The 16,471-nt window shown below is 72.8% G+C and carries 4 protein-coding genes; 1 reads left to right on the top strand and 3 read right to left on the bottom strand.

What is annotated here, in order from left to right:
* Positions 1–44 precede the first annotated feature (44 nt).
* From ACFVH5_RS11170 to ACFVH5_RS11160, 3 genes are all read right to left on the bottom strand, one after another.
* Positions 45–398, bottom strand: coding sequence for a VOC family protein (locus tag ACFVH5_RS11170; protein ID WP_385833267.1), 354 nt, complete (start codon positions 396–398; stop codon positions 45–47).
* A 79-nt stretch (positions 399–477) separates the two neighbouring features.
* On the bottom strand, positions 478–5,793 hold the full coding sequence (locus tag ACFVH5_RS11165; RefSeq protein WP_385833266.1) for a hypothetical protein: 5,316 nt from the start codon (positions 5,791–5,793) through the stop codon (positions 478–480).
* A gap of 86 nt (positions 5,794–5,879) precedes the next feature.
* Complete coding sequence (locus tag ACFVH5_RS11160; RefSeq protein WP_385833264.1) at positions 5,880–13,271, bottom strand: SpvB/TcaC N-terminal domain-containing protein; 7,392 nt, start codon at positions 13,269–13,271, stop codon at positions 5,880–5,882.
* A 173-nt stretch (positions 13,272–13,444) separates the two neighbouring features.
* On the opposite strand from ACFVH5_RS11160, the gene ACFVH5_RS11155 reads away from it, so the two are divergent.
* Positions 13,445–16,432 (top strand): BTAD domain-containing putative transcriptional regulator, encoded by a 2,988-nt coding sequence (locus tag ACFVH5_RS11155; protein ID WP_385833263.1) that lies wholly within the window; start codon positions 13,445–13,447, stop codon positions 16,430–16,432.
* The last annotated feature ends 39 nt before the right edge of the window (positions 16,433–16,471 follow it).

Raw genomic sequence — 16,471 nt, 5'->3', positions numbered from 1 at the left:
CCAGGGGCGGCGAGGGCTGCGCCGTGGTCACCGGGAAGGCGCCGTCAAGCGGGCTGCCACAGTTCGACCCGGTTGCCCTCCGGGTCGGTCACCCAGCCGAACCGGCCGACGCCCTCCATGTCCTGCGTCTCCTGGGCCACGTCCGCTCCCTCGGCGCGCAGCTGCGCGAGCATCGCGTCCAGATCGCGGACCCGGAAGTTGAGCATGCTCTGCTGGGCGCGGGACCCGAAGTGGTCGGTGTCCGCCGCGAACGCCGCGAACACCGTCGGCCCGGCCTCCTGACGCCACAGGCCGTTGTCGTCGGCGTCCAGGCCCAGGCAGTCGCGGTACCAGGCGCGCAGGGCCGCCGGGTCGGCGGCACGCAGGAAATATCCACCGATTCCAAGCACACGTTCCATGCCGCCATCCTGCCAGGAGCAGGGCACAGGAGGGCGGCACGGAACTGTGGTCGACGTGGTCGAGGCGGCGACGGGCCGGTCAGAGCGCCCAGGCGGGTGCCTCCCCCGTCCAGCTCACGACGAGCAGGATGTCGTCGAGCGCGCCCGACTCGAACAACGCCCTGGCGCCCGCGCCGAAGCTCAGCCGCCAGTCGCCCGCCGGGCCGGTCCCCAGGAACCCGTTCCAGGCCGCGGCATTGCCCCGCCGGGTGCCGGCGACGCCGTTGGTCGCCGTCGCCGTGCCGCCGGTCGCTCCGCGGGACAGGGAGATCGCCGTGTCGGGTACCGGCGCGTCGCTCGACAGCCGAACGGCGATCGCCGCGGTGGTGAGCCCTTCGATCCCGGCCGGGAAGTCGACGTCGCGCAGCGGGAGCGTGACCGACCTCGCGGCGGGGTCGGCCGGGTTGTTGAGGTCGTACCACTGGTCGGGGAAGTCCCTCGCCAGGCTGAACACGCAGTCGGCGCCACGGTCCCGGTCGGCGTTGAGCCGGGTGACCACCTGCTCGCGGTAGGTGTCGTCGTACGCCGCCGTGTAGTCCACCGTGACCAGCAGGTCGACGATGGTGGAGTAGTCGAGCGGGTTGGCGGCGGGCGGCAGCCGGAACTCCCAGCTGGTGTCCACGCCGCTGCCCTCGAACGGCAGCAGCATGTCCGACTGGGCGTCGAACTCGAACACCCCGCTGGCGTTGACCGGGGACGTCAGGGCGACGACCCCCGGATCACTGCGCACCACGACCTCCTGGAACGTGCCGTCCCGGCCGGTGGTGACCCTGGAGATGCCGTTGGAGTGGAGCGTGGCGCGGATTCCCCGGTCCGGCGGTACCAGCGCGACGAGGCTGGTGCGCACCTGGCGGACCAGCCGGAGGTAGTGGCCGGGGAAGTCGCTGTCGAACAGGGCCGTGGGAGTGGAGAAGGCGAGCGTGCCCGTACGGCGGAACTCCAGGAACTCCACCGGCATCAGACGGGCCAGCGAGAACGTCTGCGAGAGGTTCAGGCGCCGGCGCGCGGAGCTGAAGGCGTACTCGTCGAGCCGGGCCAGGTCCTGGGCGAGCTGTTCCGCACCGGTGAGGCCCCGCCGGTCGGGGCCGGCGTTCGAGGTCATCTCGGCCGGCGACTGGCCGTAGTCCTGACGGATCAGCACCCGGGCGGGTTCCGCCCGCTCGAAGGCGAGCTGGGCCTGCGCCTGCCGGGCCGTCGCGGTGGCCTGCTGAAGGAAGTACCGGTACACCCCGCCGAGGGTGTTGCTCATCCAGAGGTACAGGTCGGCGTTGGTGAACTGGCCGTTGAGGAAGGTCAGGGTGGCCGTCGCCTGGGCGTGCTGGAGCGTCGCGACAGCCTGTTCCCGCTCGGCGATCGTGACCTGGTCGTCGGCCACGGTGATCTGCGCCGCGGCGATCTGCATGTCCTGCTGGGCGGCCACCTGCTGTCGCCGCCACTCGTCCTTGCGCTGCTCGATGCCGGCCCGCAGCTGATCGGCCTGCATCTGCGCCTCCAGATTGTTCTGCTGGAGCTGGAAGGCGCCCTTGACGGCCGCGGTCGCGCTCATCGAGATGGCGAGGGCCTGCCGGGCGCCACCGCTGAAGATCGCGTCCATCAGGCTGGCCCCGGACGACGCCGCCTGCGCGATGGCGAGGGCCGTGTCCGCCACGGTGATCGCATCCCTGATGTCACGCATCTCGCCGTAGTTGTCCAGCAGGTCCTGCTCGTACTTGTTCGTGGGTGAGTCGAGAGCGGCGCCGAAGGAGTCCGCCATGGTCTCGGCCTTCGTGAACTGAGCCGTGGCGGCCGTGACGGCGTCGTTGGCCTCGTCGACCCGGCTCAGCGCCACCCTGGCCTGCGCCGCGCTCAGGTCGACCGCCTTGAGGGCGTCGTAGACGCGCAGATTGCGGTCGTCGTACTTCTCCAGCGCGGCGAGGTAGCCGGCCTCCATCTGCGCGGCCTGGGCGGCGAGTTGCCCGGCCCGCTCCAGCAGCACCTTGAAGCGGTACGGCGTCGGCCGGCTCACCGTCGCGGCCGCGAGGCCCTGGGTGCGGGGCATGCCCGCGATGTTGCGGCCCTGGCGGAGCTTGGCCAGCTGCATGTCCACCCTGGTGCGCAGGGTGCGGACCTCCGGGATCGGCAGCGCGGGTTCACCGAGGTTCGTCGGTGTCTGCGGCACCAGGGCCGCGGAGCCGAGCAGCCGGCGGGCGGCGACGTAGAGGGTACGGGCGTGCGCGACCGATTCGTCGGTCTCCCGGGTGAACTCCGCGTCGGCGTAGTCGAGATGACATCTGATGATCGACAGCAGGGTGTACCGGGTGTGGGGCTTGGGACGCTTCGCGGACGCCGAGTCCGCCAGCGCGAACGGGTCGAGATTCGCCGTCCAGTTGGCCGGGAACGTCAGATCGGGGCTGGACAGCGTCTCGCTGTTGATACGGCTGTAGACGGAGGTCGGCGAGGTGAGGTCGTACGGCAGGACGATCCAGTACCAGTCGAGCGCCGCCCGGTAGTCCCCGGCCGCCTGAAGGCGCTGCGCGAGGAGCATCGGCACGGCCCAGAAGATCTCCCGGTTGTCGGCGCGGCCGGTGTTCGGCACGCCCTCGATCCCGCTCGACACGTTCGCTAGAGCGGTCTGGTGGGCGGCCCTGCGCTGCGGGTCGAGATAGGTGTACGGGGCGGGGAGGGCGATCCTCTTCGCCGCCAGGTACTCGGCCGCCAGCTTGACGGCCGTGCCGGCGGTGAACGTGGCTCCCGGCCCGCTGACCTGTGCGAAAAGGATGTCCAGCGGCAGCGTCGGCGTGCCGGGTGTCATCGTCCGGGTGCTCGGGACGAGCAGGGTGGGGTCGAGATGCCGCTCGGGGAACAGGAAGGCCGTGGTGGCCGCCTGCCAGGTGCCCTGCTCACCCAGCCAGGCCCAGGCGGCGGCGAACGTCTCGGGTCCGTTCCTGAACGTCCAGCCGGCCGCGGGGTGGTCCTGGGTCAGCTCGCCCGACCGCTTCGCCGAGAGCAGTGACTGCACGCTCTCGACCGCCTGCCCGATACGGGTCGTGCGCAGGGTTCCGCCGGCGAGCATGTCGACGAAGAACCGCGCCGACATCGACTCACCCACCTCGTCCGCCGCCGTGGTCGTGGCGGCCAGATCGGCGAGCAGCGCGTCGCGCAGGATCGGCAGCGCGGCCTGCTCGGCGTCGGCCACGGCCTGCGCGGCGGCCTCGCCGAGGGCCTCCCGCTGGGCGATCCTGGCGCGCAGCACGGACTGCCAGGCGGCACGGGCCCCGCCCTCGGAACGGTACGGGCCGGGCGTGGGCCCGGTGCCGCCGGTGACGAAGAAGTCCGGCGAGAGCACGAAGCCCGACTCCGCCGCCCGCCAGTCCGGGTACAGCTGCCGGCGCTTGTACGCACCGGTGAGGACGGCCAGGCCGTCGTCCCACTCGGCCGTGGTGACCGTGCCGGTGCCGGCCAGCGCGCTCAGCCGCCTCAGATACAGGAAGCCGTCCCGGGTCAGGCCCCGGGCGGCGAGGGTGCCGCCGATGTCGGCACCCTGTGCGTCCTGGGCGGCCAGGGCGGCCAGATCGAGGCCGGGCTGCGCCAGTGTGAGCATCGCGGTGAGGGCCGCCGCAGGCGTCCGGCCCGTCCTGAGCGCGGACAGCGTCGCACGGTACGCGGACAGGGCCTGCGCCCGGTCGGTCAGCAGCTTGCGGACGGGGTCGCCCGCAGCGCCGGCGATGACGTCGCCCGCGTCGATGACATCGGGATCGGCGAGCACGTCGAAGGCCCTGGGCGCGTCGGGGTGCTGGTCCTGTCCGGCCCAGGCGAGCGACTGGGCGGACAGCCGCCAGCCGAGCAGCAGCGGTACACCGGGGACACGCAGCGGATCGGCCGTGGTCGTCGAGGGCAGGCCGAACAGTGTCTCCAGCCCGGCCTCGGTGAGGGCGGGACCGTCGATGAGCAGTTGGTCCAGTTCGTCGGGTGCCGTCGCCCTGAGCCGGATGCCGAGCCGGTCGGCGAGCGCCCGGCGGGTCGTGGCGTCGGCGCCCCGGACCAGCCGCAGTTCCGCGTACGAGGTCCCGGCGGCGGCGAGCAGGGACGCGTAGGCCGTGCCGCGGTACTCCTGTTCCAGGGCGGAACCGGGCGTGGTGGGCGTGTTCGTGGCCGCGATGCGGGCCCGCAGGAGCTCGACGGGTATCCGCAGCTGGTTGACCTCGTGGCCGCCCAGGTCGGCCTCGGCCGACAGAGGCTGGCTGAGCCGGTCGAGCGGCTGCCCGAGCGCCGCCACCAGGGTGGCGGTGTCCAGCGGCGCGGCGGGCGGACCGGGCACATCGACCTGCTCGTGCGCGAAGGACAGCAGCGCGGCGAGATACTCGCGCTCGTCCAGCCGCTGCTCCAGGGTCTCGGGCACGTACGAGCTGATCACCGTGGCCTGTACGTCCTTGGTGGAGACGTTGCCCGCGGTGTCGGTCGCCCACAGGTGGACGGTGTGCGCGCCGAACCCGGTCAGCGGGACGTCCGCGCTCCAGTTCCTGAAGTCGTTGCCCGGGCCCGGCTTCGCCAGGGTCCTGGTGCCGGTGGGGGACAGCGCCCACTCCACCTTGGCGCTGCCGCCCGTCATACCGCTCTGCGCGTCGGGAGCCGTCCCCTGCAGAGGTGCCGTGGCGGCGCCCCTGCCGTCACCGAACACGGTGACGGGGGAGACCTGGAGGTTCGGCGGCGAGGCGTCACGGCCGGTGAACGTGCGGGTCTGTGTCGTGGTGAGGCCGTCGGGATCGGTGCAGGTGATGGTCACGGGCCGCGCCCCGAGCGGCATGGGCAGCAGACCGACCGACTGCTGGTACGAGGTGACGCCGGCGTACGGTACGGATGTGGTCGCGTCGTCCCGTGTGACGGTGATGGTCAGCGGGGTGATCTGGGCGCGGGTCACATCGAACTGGACGTTGACACGCCCGCCCCCTTCGAACAGGTCGACCGCGCTGCCCGCGGCGGGGGCCGTCCAGGTGAAGGCCGGTGGCAGGGCGGCCTGCACCTGGACGGTCTGGGACACGCTGAACGGCTCGGACGTCGTCGTCCACAGGTTCTCGTACCGCTCGGGCCACGGCTGGGTCCACGTGATGCCGTGGCAGTGGGCGGTCACGGTGACGACGACCTGGGAGCCGGGCGCGGTGAACCCGGGCAGCGGTACCTGCGCGGTCCAGACCCCGCCCACGTTGGTCGCGGTCACCGCGACCAGCCCCGGGACGGACATCAGGACGGTGTCGAGGGTGTGGTATCCGTCGTGCTCGCCGCTCGGTGCGATGATCCCGTCCACCCGGGCGGTCACGGTGATGGTGCGCCGCACCACCGCGTTCGCGGCCGGCCCCGTGATCTGTACGGTAACGCTCACGTCTGTCTCCCCATCTTCTTGTTCACGTCGTTCACGCGCCGGATCGTCCACCGGGCGGCGATGCGCGGAGCTCTGTCGGACAGGCCCTAGCGATGTCCCCTGAGATTGGGCGGGCTGGACGGCGGCGCTGTCGGCGGGACGGTGGCGTAGCTGGGGAAACCCACGAACCTGACGGTGAAGCTGTCGCCGGGCCGCACACCGAGCCTGTTCAGCTCGTTGCCCAGCTGCGAGCCGAAGGAGGCGTTCACCCGCGCGTCGCCGAAGTAGTAGGTGGTCCCCACCGGTCCGCCCGGAGTCAGGTACTTGTTGGCCACGGAGTCGAGCGGGTGCATGGCCTGCAGCCCGGTCCTGTCGAAGCCGCTCCTGTCCATGTGGTTCCTGGCGGTCCTGCGCAGCGCGCCGTCGTTCGGAAGTCGCTGACCACGGATCAGCGGCCCGTCGGTCTGCGCCCATTCGATGTTGAACCGCCCGAACTGGGCGTCGCTCGGGGCGCTCGCCATCGCGGACGTGTAGGTGATGGTCGCCACGGGCGGCTGTGCGGCGGCGGGCGCCGCGGTCGTGGGCGCCGCGGGAGAGGCGGTGGTCGGCCGTGGCGACCGCATCCCGGAGAAACCGTCCACCATGGTCCTGGCACCCAGCGCGGACTCCACGACGGCTCGCGAGTACGTGCTCATGCGGGCGAAGCGTTCGAAACCGCCGGTGTTGATCGTCCAGTCGAGAGGGAGGCCGTTCCCGGGGTCGACGCCGGCCGCCCCCCAGGTGTTCCACACCTGAGTGGTGACGTGGCAGAGCGTGCAACCCCACTGTTTGTCCATCAGTTCGCGCGCGAAGGTCTGATCCGGACCGAGGCTGTCGTAGCGCCGGTTGCCCGCCGGTCCCCGCCCCCCGACGGCGATCGAGGCGAAGAATCCGCCGACCCCCTTCTGGTAGGGGATGTCCTCCTCCCGCATCGAACCCGCGGGGCCGTCCGAAGCTTTCGCCGACGTGTCCGGCGCCCCGCCCTGACCGGGCGGTTTCCTGTCGTCGGCGCCGTCGGGGTCGACCAGTCCCATCGGGTTGTTCGACACGTATCCGTAGCTCGACGCGCCGTGCGGTGAGGTGAGCGGATCGCAGGACGTCCACCGGGCCAGCCACGGTGCGTAGAAGCGGGCCCGATGGTGGCCCAGCCCGCTCTCCTCGTCGCGCTCCCGGCCGGTGAAGCGGTACCGCTTGCGGGCGTAGCCGCCGAAACCGGTTTCGCCGTACGGTGTGTATTCCTCGCGGTTGACGAGTGCGCCGGTGCCGTCCACGACGGTGGTGCTGCTGCCGAGATGGTCGGCGAGGTGCAGGGCGACGGCCGGGCCGCGGTCGTCGGGGTGGGCCGCGCCGATCCGGACGAGGGCGACCCGCTGGTGCTCGTCCATGACATGGACGTGGTTGTTCGTACCGGACTGCGTTCCTGTCCAGCGACGGTGCTCGAAGGCGTCGTCCACGTAGTGGGTCACCTCGATGGCACCGCCCTGCCGGCGGACCAGCTTCTTCACCCGCTGCCCGGTGGCGTCGTAGAGATAGTGGGCGTGCACCGAGGGCTCGGCGCCCGGTGTCTGCGTGGCGAAGGCGGCGAGTCGGTCGGCGTGGTTCCAGGCGAAGCGCCGGCTGGTCGTCTCGGCGGTCAGGTTTCCGTTGAGGTCGTAGGTGTAGTCGTACGGCAGTGACCCGACGGTCATCCGGCGGAGCTTGTTGCTGTCGGCCGTGGCGGTGAACTCCCGGGTGAATCCGCCGGTTCCGGTGTGGGCGAGTCGAACGATGCCGCCGACGGGGTCGTAGCGGTAGCTCTCGGCACAGGCCTGGGCCCGGGTGGCATCGGTGCCGCGCGGCAGATCGGTCCACGGGTCGCCGGCCTGCGGTGCCTGGTGTTCACGGCCGGTGGCGGTCAGCAGCCGGTAGACGGGGTCGTAGGTGAAGCGCCGGTCCAGGGCGTCGCCGCTGCCGAGCAGGGCGCGCAGCTGGGGTGAGGCCGCGGTCAGTGCTTCGGGGTTGCCGGGGACACCGCTGCCGGGAGTGCGGTCGCGGAGGGTGGTGAGGTTGCCGGCCAGGTCGTAGTCGTAGCCGATGTCCTGGAGGGCGGGCCCCGTCGGCCGGTAGGTCGTCGCGTCGACGACGGCATAGTGCTCGCTGCGCAACCGCACCAGCCGGAGCGTGTACGGGTCGTAGGCGTAACGGGTCATCACCCCGTTGCCGTAGGCGATCAGCGAACGCCGGCCCTTGGCGTCGTAGGCGATGCGTCTGACGTGCACGGTGCCGTCGAGCTGCACCTGTTCCAGCGCTCCCGCACGGTCGTAGGTGTGGTAGAGCACATGCCGGTCGCCCTCCACGTCGGCGGGCAGGAAGCACCTCTTGACCCGGTTCAGGGCGTCGTACTGGGCGGACGTCACGTAGGAGGCCGGCTCCAGCAGTTGCGCGTCGCGCTGAGCCTGGGTCTGGCCGGCCCCGGGTGTCCAGTCGACCCGGAACGGCTGCACCTGCCAGCCCGTCGCCGCCGCGCGCTCGTAGGTGGCCAGGAGGGGCGCGTCGGCGATCACCGTGCGGGTGCTCTGCACCACGTTGCCCTTGAAGTCGACGGAGCCGGTGGCGACCTGACCGGCCTCGTCCCGGTGGACGACCGCCCGGCCGAGCAGGTTGCGACTGCGGGCGCCGTCCCGTTCGGCGGGGCGCTGGGCGGGCGTGCCGGCGTCGCCGTAGTCGACGCGCTGCCGCAGGGTCACCGCGTCGACGGCATCGTCCCTGGCCCAGACCCGGGTCGGCCGCCGCAGCAGGTCGAACGCGCCCAGGGTGACGGCGCCCTTGCTGTCGCGGCTCTCGACCACGTTCCCCAGGGCGTCGGGGACGGTGTCGCGGCGGCCCGCGTCGAGACTGTCCGTCCGCCAACGCCGCCTGGCCAGGTCGAAGGAGTACCGGAACGCCACTCTGCCCAGTGCGTCGGTGACCGCCACCAGGTTGCCCTGGATGTCGTACGCGGAGCGGGTGGTCAACCGGTCGGCCGCCCCCCGGCCGTTGCGGGCGACCGCGGTGACCGTGCGGCCGAGCGCGTCGATCTCGGCGCCGGCCGGAGTGTTCCAGTGCCCCTCGTAGGACTGTGCCTGCGCCGGATGGGTGCGTCCGGCGTTGTCGTTGGCGTCGTAGGTGTGGGTCTCCCACGGCGTCGGCAGGCTGCGGTCCGGATCCGCGAGGTCGGCCGGGATGCCGAAGACGATCCGCTGCTCGCTGCCGTCCGGGTGCACCGTGCGCTCGACCCGTCCGCACGGGTCGTAGAAGATGCTCGCCCGCTGACCGAGCTGAGCGTCGGAAGGCGGCGCGTAGTCGTACCCCGTGGAGAAGAACGGCTCGTACTTCCACACCGCGCGGCCCTTGTTGTCGTACACCTGCCACCCGGACACGACGACGTTGTCCGGGCTCTCCGGCGCCCTGGTCCGGCCCGTCGAGTCGCCGACGGGCGTGAGGTCGCCGGCCGGGACGGTGCTGCCGCCGTGGGACGGGTCGCCGAAGAGTGTGTCCTCGGCCTGGGACCGGATCTGCAGCACCCGGCCGAAACCGTCGGAGTACACCACCGACACGATCACCTCGTCACGCCGGTCGGCGGCGACGTCGGGTTCGGTGTCGTGGTGCGTCCGGCGGACGCTGCGCACGGAGGCCGGCCGGCCGCGCCCGGCGAACGCGTGCAGGTCGTAGACCGTGCGCACACCCGGCGCGTCGCGGTCGCCCTCACCGTTCTTGCCCCGCACGTACTGGGCGGTGACCAGCCCGGACGGGGAGAACTCCACCGAGGTGGAGTTGCCGTTGACGTCGGTCACCTCGCGCGGTCGCAGCACCCGGTAGTCGATGACCGCCGAGACCGCGAGGCCCGCGGCGTCGACCGTGCGGACCGCCAGCAGGTCGTGCGCGTCATGGTCGACCGTGCTCTGCGCGCCGAGCGGATCGAGGGTGGCGACGGGCATGCCGCGCGGCACACGGCCCGGCACGTGGACGTCGTAGCGGTGGCGGCCGGACACGACGTAGAAGCCGCCCGGCGATCCGGGCACGTCGCCGTCGGCGTACCGCCGGTACCCGGCCAGGTCCGGCAGGGCGGTACGGAACTCGGCCGGATACTCCGCCGGCCACCCGGTCACCGGTCCGGGGCCCAGAAAGGCCGGTCGCGGCCCGGCCGCGAGGGGGTCGCCTGCCTGGTACAGGTCATCGAGGAAGGCGTCGGTGAACGCGAGGGACTCGGTGCGCGTCGGCAGGCCGTACTCGCCCAGCACGCCGAGGGCCAGCCCGACGAACGCCTCACCGTCGAAGTGCGTACGGGTGTGGCCGATCACGCGCAGCGAGGTCCCGGTCCCTTGCGCCGGGCCGGCCAGGACCGCGTCCCGCAGGGCGGGCACCGGCAGGCGGCCGTCGTTGACGACCTCGTGGTTCGTCGTCCTCGCGACCCGGTCGACGAGGTAGTGGCCGGTGTCGTCCCGGCGGGCGTACTCCGTGGTGGCGTACGTGGCCAGGTAGGGCTCGGGCACCGGCGTCGACGCGGCGACCGCCAGCGGGTCGCGGCCGCGCGGCACGGCCACGGAGATCTCCCCGGTCGCGAACCCGTACGCGTCGTACCCGGTGGGGTAGGCGAACTGCGTCATCGGCTCGGGGCCGCGCTCCCACCGCGTGGTGCGCGTGCCGAGCGAGAACGGGAAGAAGATCCGCTGCCGGTCCGAGGGGCCGTCGGTCTCCTCGCCCCGTACGCCCGACTCCCCGACGCCTGACCCGGCCACCGACCCCGCTGCGCCCGATTCCTCCCGTACGCCCGACAGGTTCTCGGTCACCGTGTAGGGCCGGTCGGACAGCGGGCCGCCGTCCAGCGCGAAGACCTCGGTGCGCATCAGCTGCCCCCGCAGGGCGCGCAACGCCGAACGGCGGGCCGCCCGTGGCAGTCCCGCCAGGAACGCGAGCTGTTCCGGCGGTCTGGACAGCATGGGTGTGTCGCCCTGCCAGTACTCGTGGCTCAGGTCGAGTTCGGTCCAGTCGCCCGCCTCGTCGGTGGCGACGGGCCCGCAGTGGAACCAGCTTCTGGTGAGCACGGGCGGCGCGTGGTGGCCCTCCGGCACACCGGCGTCCGTCGCCCCGCCGAACGTCTCCGTGTCCACGTGCTCGACCTGCGCGAACCCGCGGAACTCCCGCTCGACGCCGTCCCAGTAGCCGTGGCGGTAGCGGTACTCGGTCGCCAGCGTGCCGCCCGAGATCCGGTCGGCGACCTCGGTCCTCGTCACCACGTGCACCGGGAAGGGCAGCGGGGTGCGCCAGCGGGTGGCCGGGTCGGTGAAGTCGCGCAGGTACTCCTGGGTCGACGGCGCGTACGTGACCCGGGTGACCGCGCCGAGGCTGTTGTCCATCGAGGTGAGCAGATGCGGCTTCACCCCGCCGGTGAAGTCCAGGAAACGCGCCTGCGGCCCGCCGGAGACGCCCGTCGACCGGCTCAGCAGCAGCCCGGCCATCCCGGTCCCGAACAGGTCGGACAGTTCGAGCAGGTCGGTGTCGGACACCCGCGGGGTGCCGCGCACGACCACCGGGGTCTCGGTCCAGCCGTTGCCCGACCTGTTGCCCCACAGCAGCACCCGCCCGCTGTCGACGTACAGCAGGTCGGCCGCGCCGTCCCCGTCGACGTCGCCGAGGAGCACCCGGCGCGGATCGTAACCGTCGGGCAGGCGGGGCGCGTTGCGCATCAGGATCCGCGCGCCCCATCTGTTGTGCCCGAGGTTCGGCCAGTACGCCACGTTCCCGTTGCGCAGCAGCACGAGGTCCTGAAGCCCGTCGCCGGTCATGTCGGCCAGCCGTACCCGCGGATCGGCGAGGTCGACGGGCGGGCCGCCGGTGCCGACCGCGGTGCGCTGCCAGGCCTTGCGGGGATCACGGTCGTTGAACCACGCCTGGAGGCGGGTGCCCGACCGCACCAGGTCGGTCAGCCCGTCGCCGTCGAGGTCGACCGTCCTCACCTGCGGGTCGGCGGTGCCCACACCGGGGGACTGCCGGTAGCGGGTGAAGCCGCGGCGGCTCCAGCCGCCCTCGAAGGCCATCGGGAAGTAGCCCGCGGCGGGGCCGCCGCCCGGGCCCGGCGCGCCTGCCGAGGGCGCGAACAGGTCGGGCCTGCCGTCGCCGTCGGCGTCCACGAACCGCACCCCGGGCTGTCCGAGCGAGAGCGCAGGCGCCTCGGCCATCGAGCGGGGCGCCTCGAACCGGCCGCCGCCCGCGTTGCGCCAGACCCGCGCCGCCGCCCCGAGTTCCACGACGTCGGGCAGGCCCGCGCCGTGCAGGTCCACCAGGGCGAGGGTGGGACTGTTCAGCGCGGCGGCCGGGAAAGCGGGGCCGGTCACCGGGGAGAACCTGCGCCCGCCCGGGTCGAAGCCCGAGTACCCGAAGATCAGGGGAGGCATCAGTTCCTCCGATACCACCGCGGATGCCGAGGCCGGGTCCGGTGCGGAGGCGGAGGCCGGGTCCGGTGCGGGTGCCGGTGCCCCCGACGCGTCGATCCCCACCTCGGTCACGCTCGCGAGCAGTGACACCCCGTTGAACTCCGCCTGCCGGTAGGCGAGTCGGTACTCGCGGGCCACCCGTGCCACCCCGTCCACGGCACGGGTCGTCACCCGGATCACCTCGCAGCGCACGGACGTCCGCACCTCGAAACCCGCCCGGTGGTCGGAGAACGGGTCGGGGCGCGACGCGTACACGAAGTCGACGGAGACCAGGAACGACGGGTCGGCCCGGTCGCCGTAGTCGGCGTAGGAGATGCCCGCAAGCAGCGGCCGGGACCACGACCTGCCCTGCTCGGTGCCCGCGTCGGCGAGGTGGACGTAGCGGACCAGGTTGCCGAGCGGGTCCACGGTCTCGGTGAGCTGCCAGCCGAAGACGCGGCCAGCGTCGCGCGGATCCGCGGTCACCGCCGGATCCCGCCAGGTGTCCGTGGCTCCCGCGGGACGCCGTGTTCCGTATCTGCTGAGCGAGCCGTCCTTGCCGCGGACCTCCCAGTAGTCACCCGTCGTGTCCCTGACGTGCTCGATCCGGGCGAACAGCCCCTCCGTACGCGGCCGGTAGCGCACCCGGCCCGGATACGTGCCGAGGACCGGCACCAGATCCTCGGCACCCGACAGCACGAACACATCGGCCGCGTCGTCGCCCCCCGGCCCGGCGGCATCGACATACCTCGGAACGCCGTGCGACGTCTTCCGCGAGATGGCCGGCAGCCCCAACTGCCAGCCGAGCCCGAACGGCCCGTTCCCGTTGCCGGTGCTGTAGCCGAGGGCCAGCGACGGCGTCGCCCCCTGACGCCCCGCGGGTACCGCCAGCGGCACGGACATGTTCCCCGTCCCCGTGAACAGGTCGGGTGCGAACGTCTCGCCCAACCCGCCGACGGCGCCGCCCCCTTGTGGCAAGGAGATCGCCGAACCCGCCGCCGTCGGGTCCGCGGTGTCCGCAGAAGTCATGGTGCCTCCCCCTGGATCGAGCCTCGGCAGCCGCCGCCGTCCATCGACGGGACACCGAACTGATTCGTCAGCGTGGGCTGCGTGTGTGGGTGGAAACGTTGTCGATAGGTTGTCGCCCAGCGCGAACCATGCGTGGGGTGTGTGGGGCGCAACTGGTGCGGGGGTGCGGACTCATGATTCAACTGAGACTGCTGGGTCCGGTCGAGCTTGTGGCGGGGGAGCGGTCGGTGGAGATCGGACCGCCACAGCGCAGGGCCGTGCTGGCCGCGCTGGCGGTGGACGCCGGCCGGCCCGTGCCGGCCGACGTCCTGATCCAGCGGGTCTGGGGCGTGAGCCCTCCGGACGGGGCCCGGCGGGCGCTGCACGCGCACATCGCCCGGCTCCGCCGCCTGTGCGAGCAGACCACGAACGACGGCGGGGACGCCCAGTTATGCCTGTTACGCAGGTCGGGCGGCTACCTGCTGGAGGCGCCCCCGGACCAGGTGGACGTGCTCCGCTTCCGCCGGCTGGCCGACCGGGCCCGGGAGACAGGACGCACGGACGACGACCGCGCGGCACTGCTGCGCGAGGCGCTCCGCCTGTGGCACGGCGAACCACTGGCCGACGTGGGCGGACAGTGGGCGGAGCGGGTACGGGAGGCATGGCGGCGCCAGTACGTGGACCTCACCGTCGGGTGGGCCGCCGTCGAGTCACGTGTCGGCGATCCCGTCACCGTGATCGGTCCGCTCACCGACCTGCTCGACGAGTTCCCGCTGGTGGAGCCCCTGGCTGAGACCCTGATCCGCGCTCTGCACGCGGCTGGCCGCGGCGCGGAGGCGCTGGAGCGCTTCGCCACCGTCAGACGCCTGCTGGCCGAGGAACTGGGCGCCGACCCCGGTCCGGGACTGCGCGACGCACACCGGACCATCCTGCGAAGAACCCCGCCCGCACCCGCCCGGCGGACGGCACACCGGCAGACCTCCGAACCCGCCCCCCACGCGTCCCTCCCGGCACGCCCCTCGCCGGAGACCTCGTCGGAGCCCTCGCCGGCGACAGCACGGTGGCCGGGCGCGATCCCCGCCCAACTGCCCATGGGCGTACGGAGTTTCACCGGCCGCAGCGACGAGCTGGCGCAACTCGACATGATCCTCGCGTCGGCGGAGGTCCAGCCGTCGGCCGTGGTGATCTCGGCGCTGTCGGGCACCGCGGGCGTGGGCAAGACCGCGCTGGCCGTGCACTGGGCGCGACGGGCCCAACCAGCCTTTCCCGACGGGCAGTTGTATGTGAATCTCCGCGGCTTCGGCTCCGACGGGTCGGTCATGAGCCCGGCGGAGGCGGTACGGGGATTCCTGGACGCGTTCGGGGTGCCGCCGGCACGCGTCCCGGTCGGCCTTGAGGCACAGGCCGGCCTGTACCGCAGCCTGCTGGCCGGACGGCGGGTGCTGGTGGTGCTGGACAACGCCCGCGACGCCGAGCAGGTCCGTCCGCTGCTGCCCGGAGCGCCCGGCTGTCTCGCGCTGGTGACCAGCCGGCGCCTGCTGACCGGCCTCGCCGTGGCCGAGGGCGCCCATCTGCTGACCGTCGACCTGCTCACGTCCGGCCAGGCCCGGGAGTTACTGACCGGCCGACTGGGCGTGAGCCGGATGAACGCGGAACACGCCGCCGTCGGGGAGATCGTCGGCCGGTGCGCGGGACTGCCCCTGGCCCTCGCGATCGTGGGAGCCCGCGCCGCGGCGCGACCCCGGTTCCCGCTCGCCGCGCTCGCCGACGAACTGCGCCGGGCCGACCACCGTCTCGACGCCCTGGACGGCGGGGAGGCGACCAGCCAGGTGCGCGCCGTGTTCTCCTGGTCCTACGAGGCGCTGAGCCCCGGGGCGGCCGGACTGTTCCGGCTGCTGGGCCTGCATCCAGGACCCGACGCGGCCCTGCCGGCCATCGCAGCCCTGGGCGGCATACCGGTGAGCCGTGCCGCCGCCCTGCTGGCCGAACTCGTCGGCGGACACCTCCTCACCGAACACGCGCCGGGCCGGTACACCTTCCACGACCTGCTGCGCGTGTACGCCGCCGAACTGGTCGACAGCATCGACAGCGACCAGGAACGGCGCACCGCGGTGCACCGCCTGCTCGACCACTATCTGCACACCGCCCACACCGCCGACGTACTGCTGACACCGCAGCCCAACCCGGTCCCGTTGCCACCCGCCCTGCTGGGCGCCGCCCCCGAGGCCCTCGCGGACCACGAGCAGGCACAGACCTGGTTCGCCGCGGAACACACCGTGCTCGTGGCCGCGGTGGAGCAGGCCGGCGCGAGCGGGTTCGACCGTCACAGCTGGCAGCTCGCGGCGGCCCTCACCACCTTCCTCGACCGGCACGGGTACTGGCGGGTGCTCGCCGCCCTCCAGACGAGCGCCCTGGAAGCGGCACGACGGCAGGGCGACCGCGCGGGCCGGGCCGGTGCCCACCGGGGACTCGGGCTCGCCCAGGACCGGCTGGACCGCGGCGAGGACGCCCGCGGCCACTACCTGCGCGCCCTCGACCTGTTCGCCGAACTCGGCAGCGACGCGGGACAGGCCCGTACCCACCAGCACCTGGCACGGATGTCCGCCACGCGGGGCAGCCCCCAGCAGGCACTCGACCACGCGGGCCACAGCCTCAAGCACTACCGGGCCGCTGCCGACCGGGCCGGGCAGTCCGCCGCCCTCAATCACATCGGCTGGCTCAACGCCCAGCTCGGCGACCACCACGAGGCCCTCGTCCACTGCCGGCAGGCCCTCGAACTGGCCCAGGAGACCGGAGACCTCAACGGGCAGGCCCACACCTGGGACAGTCTCGGCTACATCCAGCACCACCTGGGCAGACATGGCCAGGCCGTCGACTGCTACCGGCAGGCCGTCGACCTCTTCCACCGGACCGGCGACCGGCAGAGCGAGGCCGCCGGTCTGCTGTGTCTGGGCGACATCCACCGCGTCACGGCCCGCCCCGACGCCGCACGCACCGCCTGGACGCGGGCCCTGGCCATCACCGACGAACTGGCGCTCCCGGACACGGACCCGCTCCGCACCGAACTCCGCACCCGACTCGACGGACAGGCCCAACCGGCCTTCGAACCGCCGGAACAGCCACCGCAGCCGGCGGTTCGGGCCGTGCCCGTGAGGGGTCTGCCGGAGACCTCCGCCTCGTAGCCGCGTGAGACCGCGACCCGTGCGGTGACGGCGACACGG

The sequence above is a fragment of the Streptomyces sp. NPDC127119 genome, assembly GCF_042677425.1.
Lineage (GTDB): Bacteria > Actinomycetota > Actinomycetes > Streptomycetales > Streptomycetaceae > Streptomyces.
Note: the sequence above shows the minus strand (reverse complement) of the source record. Positions and strands in the feature narration are given on the sequence as shown.